The sequence below is a fragment of the Streptomyces sp. NPDC005151 genome (genome assembly GCF_053599875.1).
Genome location: NZ_JBSFYR010000171.1, coordinates 1 through 7,853, shown reverse-complemented (window position 1 = coordinate 7,853; position 7,853 = coordinate 1). Strand labels below are relative to the sequence as shown.

Genomic DNA, 7,853 nt, shown 5'->3' with positions numbered 1-7,853 from the left:
ATCTCCCCGGCCCATTCCCCCTGCATGCTCACAAGACTGGCCCCGGACCTGCCGGTCCGGGGCCAGAACGCAAAAGATTTTCAGCAGTCTTCTAGTTGGAGAAGTACAGGTACTTCCAGGACCCGTACGTCGTGGTGTTCACGGTGTCGCCGGACGACCCGTTGACGTACACCGACCGCATGCGCGCCTTGATGCCGGACTGCCCCGGCGCCACCAGGCGTACGACCGACTTTCCGTTCGTGCCGAGCGCGAAGTACTGCGAGCCGGCGGAGTACCACTTTCCGCCCGAGTAGACCTGCAGGTCGAAGCGTTGCTTACGCCCCTTGTAGTAGGTCATGGTCGTCGTGAGCAGCGGGTCGGTGCTCTTGTGGAACCAGTAGTACGACGTCGAGCCGATCTTGGCCGTCTTGTAGTGCTTGGAGACGGCGGTGGAAACCTTGACCCGGGCGTACGCCGTGGACTTCACCGTCCTGGGCGCGGTGCGGGTGTCCCCCTTGAAGACCGCGGTGACATCCGTGTCCCGCGTCATGTCGACCGTCGCGGAGATGTTGCCGCTGGAGTTGACCTTCCCGGTCTTCAGCAGCTTGTTGGGCTTGTCGCCGCCGAAGGGGTTCGCCCATATCTCGATCGTGCGGTTCTTGTACGTCGAGCCGAGGTGCGCGGTGAAGGAGACGTCGGCGCCGTAGTTGTAGACGTTGCCGTTCTTGTTCAGGGTCAGCGTCGGTTTCGTGCGGGGAACCGTGACCTTGTCGGACGCGCTGACCGCCGTGTGCGCGGCGTCGCCTGCGTAGGCGACCTTGTACGTGACCGTGCCGCCGGCCGGCGGGGTGTCGGTGAAGGTGTACGAGCCGTCCGCCTTCACCGTGACGGCGGGCAGCGCCTTGCCGCTGGGGCTCTCCGGGTCGGTGCGGGTGACCTGCAGCTTGACACCGCTCGGCAGCGGCACCGTCGCCGACAGCTTCCCGGTCACGGTGAGCTGCTTGCCGCGCGTGGCGGTCGACGGCGCGTTCACCGTCAGGCTCGGGACGTTCAGCGCCGGGTCGGTGAGCGCCTTGAGGGTGTAGCCGCCGGGCGAGGTCACGAGCGCGAAGATCCGGGAGGCGTCCGGGGCCCAGGCGAGGGTGGAGGTGTCGGCGGCGTATGTGCGGATCGGCTTGGTCGCGCCGGGCCGGTAGACCGCCACGTTCGCGCCGCTGATCTGGGCGACCAGACCGTTCGGCGCGATGTCCGCGCGCTGCCCGGCCGGGTAGGCGCCGGCGGCGGTGAACTTCCCGTCCGCGTAGGCGTGCCGGTCCGTGCCGTCGACCAGCACCTGCGGGGCGCCGGGCACGAGGTCGATGTCGCTGACGTAGTTCAGCGAGTAGTCGCCGTTGTGCCAGGCGGTCACCTGGGGCGTGGCGCCGGAGACGTCGACGACGGCCATCAGGTCCTTGGTCGTGTCGAAGAAGTCGGTCGCGCCGACGGCCAGCAGTCCGGGTGCGGACGGGTCGGTGTCGAGGAGCGGCGGGCTCCCGACTCCGGAATCCCCGGGGAGCTGCCCGAGCGTCACCGGGTCGGTCCCGTCGGCCGGGCCCACCGCCGGGTCGACCGAGCCCAGGTTGCCGTCGCCGTCCGACTGGTCTTCGTAGGCGAACCAGACCTTGCCGCCGGCGAATTCGACGTACAGCGGGCCGATGCCGGTGGCCACGGGGTACCGGGCCTTGACTTCGAGGGTGGCCGCGTCGAGAGCCACGATCTCGTGGCTGACCCGCGCCGCCGCGTACAGGGTGGTGCCGTCGTCGGACAGGGCCAGGTCGAAGATCCCGTCGATGCCGCTCACCGAGTCGACAAGGTTGCCGTTGTAGTCGGCGGCGATGATCCTGTCGTTCGTGTCGTCGCCGACGAAGACCCGTTGGCCGACGCCGTCGACGACGATGCCCGCGGGCGAGCCGACGGTCGCGGTGACCGCCGACGCGGGACCGGCCGCGGCGACGCTCAGTACCGCTGAGCTGAAGAGGACCGCGAGCGCTGTCGCGGTCGAGATGCTGCGCGTGCGCACAGTGTTTTTACCCCCACGAGAAAACCCGGTGGATGACCGGGAGTTGAGAGCGCCGCGCAGCACCCGGACGTGACCGCGGAGTGCGGTGACGCGCGGGGCGCGGCTGCTCTCGGGCAGCGTATGGCATGACAGTGACAAGCAAGGGGGAGTTTTCCCGTGCGGAGACGGCGCGATCACCCGGCGGAGCCGGGCGAGGGCGGCCGGGGTGGCCACCCCGGGGTGTTGGCGCCGCGTCTTGGCCGGTCCTCCCGAGGGCCTTGGCCCGCGCGCCGGTTTCCCGCCGTCGCGGCCCTCCGGGCATCCGGGCCGATGCCGTCCCGGCCGGCAGGTCGGCGGCCTGCGAAGATCATTACGCTGGTGCGTGGCTCGGGCCCGAGCCAGGGAGAGCCTGTCCGGGCGGCTGCGAGATGACTGAACGAAACTGAGGGTGGTCTGCGAGTGCTGGTGGCGGATCGATACCGGTTGGAAGCAGAGATCGGCCGTGGCGGGATGGGTGAGGTCTGGCGGGCCGCGGACGACGTGCTGGGCCGCCCGGTGGCGGTGAAGCTGATGCTTGACGGCGGAGCCGACGAGCAGGCGACCGCACGCTTTCGCCTGGAGGCGCAGACAGCCGCAAAGCTCAACCATCCGAACGTTGTTACGGTGTTCGACTTCGGTTTCTGGAACAACCGTTTGTACCTCGTCATGGAACTGGTCGACGGGGCGAGCCTGGCCCAGGTTCTGGGGGCGACCGGAACGTTCAGTCCGCAACGGGTCGCCGGCGTCGCCGGTCAGATAGCGGCCGGCCTGGCCGCGGCCCACCGGCAGGGTGTAATCCACCGCGACATCAAACCCGGCAACCTGATGCAGGATGCCGGTGGGACGGTCAAGATCGGCGATTTCGGGATCGCCCGGTTCGTCGACGAGGCATCGACCGCCCTCACCGGCGCCGGTCAGATTGTGGGCACCAGCCTCTACCTCGCCCCCGAGCGAGCGCTCGGCCGGCCTGCCGGGCCCGCCTCCGACGTCTACGCTCTCGGCTGCGTCCTCTATCAACTGCTGGTGGGTGAAGCCCCTTTCCAGGCGGGCAACGCGGCGGCCCTGCTCCACCTGCACGTCACCGCTCCGCCGACGCCTCCGTCGCTGCGACGCCCGGAGCTGCCCGGCGCGTTCGAGGAGCAACTGCTCCGGATGCTGGCCAAGCAGCCTGAGGACCGCCCCAGCGCACAGGATGTCGCCGACTGGTTCACCAGTCCGGCCTGGCTCGAGGGCGCGTACCGGATGCCTACTTCCCGTGAGGCGGGCACGGCCACGGAGTACGCGCTGCCCCGCACCACGCATCAGCCGATCACCGCGGATCGACGACACCGAGCCCCGCAGGGGCAGCGGCCCGCGGCGCTTCAGGTCCGATCGATGCCCGCACGCGTGCGGGCGCTTGTGCGGCAGCACCGGAGGCTGACTGTCGCGATCGCCGGGCTCGGTGTCTTCGTTGCCTCCACACTGCTCGGCATGGGGCTGTTCTCCCCTGACGGGAGACAGTCCCAACTCCCGGCGCCTTCCTCGTCAGCGGACACTTCCACCACCGACCCTGCCCCGGCGTCCCGCGAGTTCACCCCGTCCGCATCCCCGGCCGACACCTTGGGCGACGAGCAGGAGGAGGGGCACGGGAAGCAGAAGCAAGGTCACGAGAAGGGCCATCACTAAGGGGTGTCAGCTGTCACGCCCGCATCAGCAGGGATACGAGGGTGAAGGAGCCCCGGCTGCCGCGTCGGGGCCGGTCGGCGATCCGGTCGACCCGCCCGGGGACTGTGCGGGCGAGGCCCTGGATCCACACAGGCGGGCGCGGATGGCCTTGGAGCTGCAGTCCTTGTCCACGACGACGTGAGAGCGCCAAGAATCCTCGGCCCGATCATCATCGGCGCCCTGGTGAACACCCGCTACCAGCCCACGGACCGCCTCACCAGGAGGGCGCCCTCCCGACGAGGCCGAGGGACAGGGCATGCACCTGTAGACATGGGCACACATGGTCGCCCGGCCCTGCTCGCCTGTACCGCGACGTGTTGTGATGTCACTCGGTCGTGGGGGTGCTGGTCCTCACTGTTGTAGCGGGCCCGGTGTATTCCTTCGCTACGTCGACAGCCGGGCGCTGGGCGCGGAGCGTTTGGCTGCGGATCGCCGTGTGAACGCCATCGCCACTTCGCCCAGGCCCAGCAGGACGAGCCACAGCCCCAGCAGCCTGGCCAGCGCGACCGCGGATTCCACGGGATACGCGAGCACGACGATGCCGGCCACGATCCCGAGGGCGGCCAGGGCGAAGGCCAGCCCCCGATGCGGCATGTCGCGTCCCCAGCCGGCAAGGAAGGCCACAAGCAGGCCCGACACCAGCCAGTAGGCGCCGAGGATGAGCGACAGCACCGCGGTGGTCTGCAGTGGGTGTCGCAGGCACAGGACGCCCGCCAGGATGGCCAGTACGGCAACCAGCGCCCGCATCGCCGTCCTGCTGCCCTCGCTGTCCCGGGAGAAGGCCGTGACGAAGCGGAAGGCACCCGAGATAAGCAGGTAGAGGCCGAGGACGACCGCCAGGACGTGCAGTGTCTCGTCCGGCCAGACGAGCACGACGATCCCTGCCGCCAGGGTCACCAGTGCGATCCCGAGTGTCCACGTCCATGAGCCGCCCAGATCGGCCAACGTGTCATTGGGGTCGGCCAGCCCATGAGGCGTCGCAAAATTGGATGGTGCATTCATGATGCTTCCCGCCGTACTGCCCGTCGCGTCGGACGCGTGCCCGTCACCCGGGTCGGGAGTCAGGGTTCACCTGCTCCCTGATGTAGGGGGACTCGGCGCAGGATCTGCTCCTTGGCGCGCCGGAACTCCTCCTCGGTGTGGCAGACCGTCCGCCGGTGCTGGTCACAACCCCTGCTCATCGATGCTCTCGGCGAAGCCGAGGGCGCGCAGAACGCTGCCTGCCGCGTCGACCACCCGCGCACTGCCGACGATCGGTGCGATCGCCACGCAGACGGCCTTGGCGTCCTCGGCGGTCAGGCCGGCTTCCTTCGCCACACTGAGATTGGCCAGGTACGAGGCCGGGGCGGCGTCCATGGCGATGAGCGAAGCCAGCCGTACGAGGTGGTACGTGCGTTCGTCCAGGCCGGAGTTGGGCAGCGTCTCGATGGTCATCCGCGCGAGCTGCTCGAAGACCGGGTGCTCGCCATGCGCGAGGGCGTCCAGGGTGCGCTCGGGTGCTTGTGTTGTCATGATCTGCATCCTTTCTCGCTTGAGGGGAACCGCATGGGCCAGAGGTGAAGCTGTGCATGGTGAGGCCCCGGCGGCTGAATAGTTCTATCCACCTGATTCCTCCACAACGTGCTCGTAAACGGATCAGAGTGGACTTTGGGGATACTTCCCGGCTGCGACACCGGCCCGCCCAAGCGGATCGAGGGGGGCGGGCCGCGGACGGGCTCGGCGAGGCTCGGGCGGGCCGGGGCCGGACGCCGCGGAATCGCGATGCCCTGCCGCGCTGCCGGGTCGGGCCCGGCAGCCTTCGACAGCCGGCCCTCAGACCGAGGCCGGTGCCTCCACCTGCGGGCCGGGAAGCAGCCCGAGCGGCCGTCAGCCGAGCGGCAGCCATTCCGGGCGACCGGAGCCGCGGGGAACGAGGATGTGCCGGTAGGAGCCGGGAGTGCCGGACATCTTCACCTGGTCGGTGATGCCCTGGTAGTGGCCGAGCGGGGTCTCGGCGGCGAAGACCTCGGGGTCGGGGTAGGCGTGGAGTTCGCCGGTGCCGGCGGTCCGGGTCGCGTAGGCCTTGTCGAAGATGCCCATGCTGAGGATCCACAGGGCGACGCGGGAGAGGGAGACGTGGACGCGGTAGCTGCCGCCGTCGACGGCGCGGCGGCGCAGGGCTTCGGTGATGCCGGCGGTCATGAACCAGGAGACGAGGTAGTCGTTGACCACGCTGATGGGCGGCAGGGCGGGAGTGTCGCCGTCGCCCTCCAGGTGCAGCAGGCCGGTGAGCGCGCCGGCGGTCTGGTCGAAGCCGAGGTAGTCCTTCCACGGACCGCTCTGCCCGTTCAGCGACACGGTGGCGTAGACCAGACCCGGGCGCCGCGCGATGGCCTCCTCTTCGGAAAGGCCGATGGAGTCCAGGAAGCCGGGGCGGCGGTTGGCGAAGAAGACGTCGGCGCCGGCCTGGAGTTCGTGGATGCGGGCCAGGCCCTCTTCCACGTGCGGGTTCAGCGTCGTCGAGCGGACACCGACACCCGTCGTGAGGTACGTGACGTCGTGCTCGAGCTCGTAGGGCCGCCAGATGTTGAGGACATCGGCGCCGTGCAGTGCCATGGCGCGTCCGGCGCCCGCGCCGGCGATGATGTGGCCCATGCCCAGCGCGCGGACACCGTCGAGCGGGGCGGTGGCGCCTTCGGGCAGCGGCTCGGGGTCGCTGTCGCCGACATGGGTGATCTCCACCAGCGGCATGTCGGCCAGGAAGTCGGCGTATTGACGCTCCGTCAGGAGCTCGCTGGGTGTGCGCACCATCGGCATGACGGCCCCGGCCTTCGCGCCGGCCTCTTCCAGTTCCCGGGCGTTCCACTTGGAGATCGCCGCGGCGACCGCCTCCGGGTCCTCGCCCACGCCCAAGAGCTTCTGGGCGGCCACCTTGATGTTGGGGTAGATGTTGAAGGGCATCATCCAGCGGCCGTCCGCGGTGCGGTAGAACGAGTTGCCGAAGGCCTGGTTGATGATGGACGGTGTGCCGCCGGGGTAGCCGTTGAGGAGTTCCCACTTCTGCTCGTAGAACGGGCACAGGTGGTGCGGGCCCACGCGCAGGTCCATGTGGCGCCTCCCGGGCCTCGGTACACATCTCGGTCGCCTCCGGCCACCCGGCCTTGGCGCTGCCAGTGACGTCGCGGCTCAGCTTCTTCCATCGGCTCTGGGGGACGCCGAGGAACTCGGCCACGTCGCAATTTGGCAGCGCGTGAGTCTCGATGAGAATCCCGCTCAGGTCCTCCAACTCGTCCCGCACCTTGTCAAGCAGCTCGTCAGCCTCGAACTTCTGGTACCCGTCGAGGTCGGTGTCGCCGACCCCGCTCAAGGGCTTCTTGTCCTCGTCGGTGGTGCGGGCTGATGCCAGCTGGATGCGGGTTGCTCCCCTCCGCCATGCGTCGAGGCCGGCACCGACGAAGCGGTCGGCCCTTCCCGCGCTGCGGTATCCAATGGTTTGCCACTGTTCAGTGACTGCACACTCGTCGATCTTCTTGGCCGCGAGCGGGGCCATTTTGGGGCGCTTGGCGATGTGTTCACGACCGGGCCGCAGTGACTGCAGGTAGGCGTGGCAGGCCCAGCGGTCCAGTAGATAGACCACGGTCGCAGCGATCAGAAGCTGTGGTGCCCAGCTCGGCGGCGATCACGCGGACCGTGGCCTTCTCCCGCAGACGGTCGGCTATGTGGATGCGGTCGGCCTCACGCAGGTAGCGGGACGGGCCAGAAGGCGGTGCCTCCTGGTAGATCGGAGGCGCCGCCTTCTTCTTGCCGATGTGCGCATGTGATCCGTTGCGCCACTTCTTGCCCGTCCGCACGTCGATGCCGACGATCCGGCAGGCTTCCCTGCTGCTGTAGCCCTGCTGCATGAGCTGGAAGTATGCCGCCCGCTCACGGGTCAGCTTCCTACGCCCCTGCGGCCCCCGGTCCGCGCGTATCTCGAAGTCCATTGCATCCCCTGAGCTGGCAATGCCGGTGAGTTAGGTCGTTTCCGCAGGTGGGGGCGGGTGTCGGGTGACTTTCAGCGAGTAGCGGACGTTACTGGGAGTGCGCGGCTTGTCTCGTCGCTTGATGGCGAACT

General features: G+C 68.9%; 6 protein-coding genes and 1 pseudogene. 2 read left to right on the top strand and 5 right to left on the bottom strand.

Annotation, left to right across the window (positions count from 1 at the left end; all coding sequences use genetic code 11):
• Window positions 1-91 precede the first annotated feature (91 nt).
• Window positions 92-2,038, bottom strand: coding sequence for a YncE family protein (locus ACWD6R_RS38975; RefSeq protein ID WP_451823092.1), 1,947 nt, complete (start codon window positions 2,036-2,038; stop codon window positions 92-94).
• A 462-nt stretch (window positions 2,039-2,500) separates the two neighbouring features.
• Here ACWD6R_RS38975 and ACWD6R_RS38970 point away from each other — a divergent pair, with 462 nt between their 5' ends.
• Window positions 2,501-3,721 carry a serine/threonine-protein kinase gene (locus ACWD6R_RS38970; RefSeq protein ID WP_451823091.1) on the top strand — a complete coding sequence of 407 codons (1,221 nt, stop codon included), beginning with the start codon at window positions 2,501-2,503 and terminating at the stop codon, window positions 3,719-3,721.
• A 423-nt stretch (window positions 3,722-4,144) separates the two neighbouring features.
• On the opposite strand, the gene ACWD6R_RS38965 is transcribed toward ACWD6R_RS38970, so the two are convergent.
• The 3 genes from ACWD6R_RS38965 to ACWD6R_RS38955 form a co-directional block, all read right to left on the bottom strand.
• Window positions 4,145-4,762 carry an HdeD family acid-resistance protein gene (locus tag ACWD6R_RS38965; protein ID WP_451823090.1) on the bottom strand — a complete coding sequence of 206 codons (618 nt, stop codon included), beginning with the start codon at window positions 4,760-4,762 and terminating at the stop codon, window positions 4,145-4,147.
• A 162-nt stretch (window positions 4,763-4,924) separates the two neighbouring features.
• Window positions 4,925-5,272, bottom strand: coding sequence for a carboxymuconolactone decarboxylase family protein (locus tag ACWD6R_RS38960; RefSeq protein WP_451823089.1), 348 nt, complete (start codon window positions 5,270-5,272; stop codon window positions 4,925-4,927).
• A 354-nt stretch (window positions 5,273-5,626) separates the two neighbouring features.
• Window positions 5,627-6,847 carry a CoA transferase gene (locus tag ACWD6R_RS38955; RefSeq protein WP_451823088.1) on the bottom strand — a complete coding sequence of 407 codons (1,221 nt, stop codon included), beginning with the start codon at window positions 6,845-6,847 and terminating at the stop codon, window positions 5,627-5,629.
• A 142-nt stretch (window positions 6,848-6,989) separates the two neighbouring features.
• Here ACWD6R_RS38955 and ACWD6R_RS38950 point away from each other — a divergent pair, with 142 nt between their 5' ends.
• Window positions 6,990-7,139 (top strand): hypothetical protein, encoded by a 150-nt coding sequence (locus ACWD6R_RS38950; protein ID WP_451823087.1) that lies wholly within the window; start codon window positions 6,990-6,992, stop codon window positions 7,137-7,139.
• 250 nt (window positions 7,140-7,389) lie between these two features.
• Here the strand turns inward: ACWD6R_RS38950 and ACWD6R_RS38945 are convergent.
• Window positions 7,390-7,722 (bottom strand): annotated as a pseudogene (locus tag ACWD6R_RS38945) (IS30 family transposase); the annotation flags it as partial.
• Window positions 7,723-7,853: the final 131 nt, after the last annotated feature.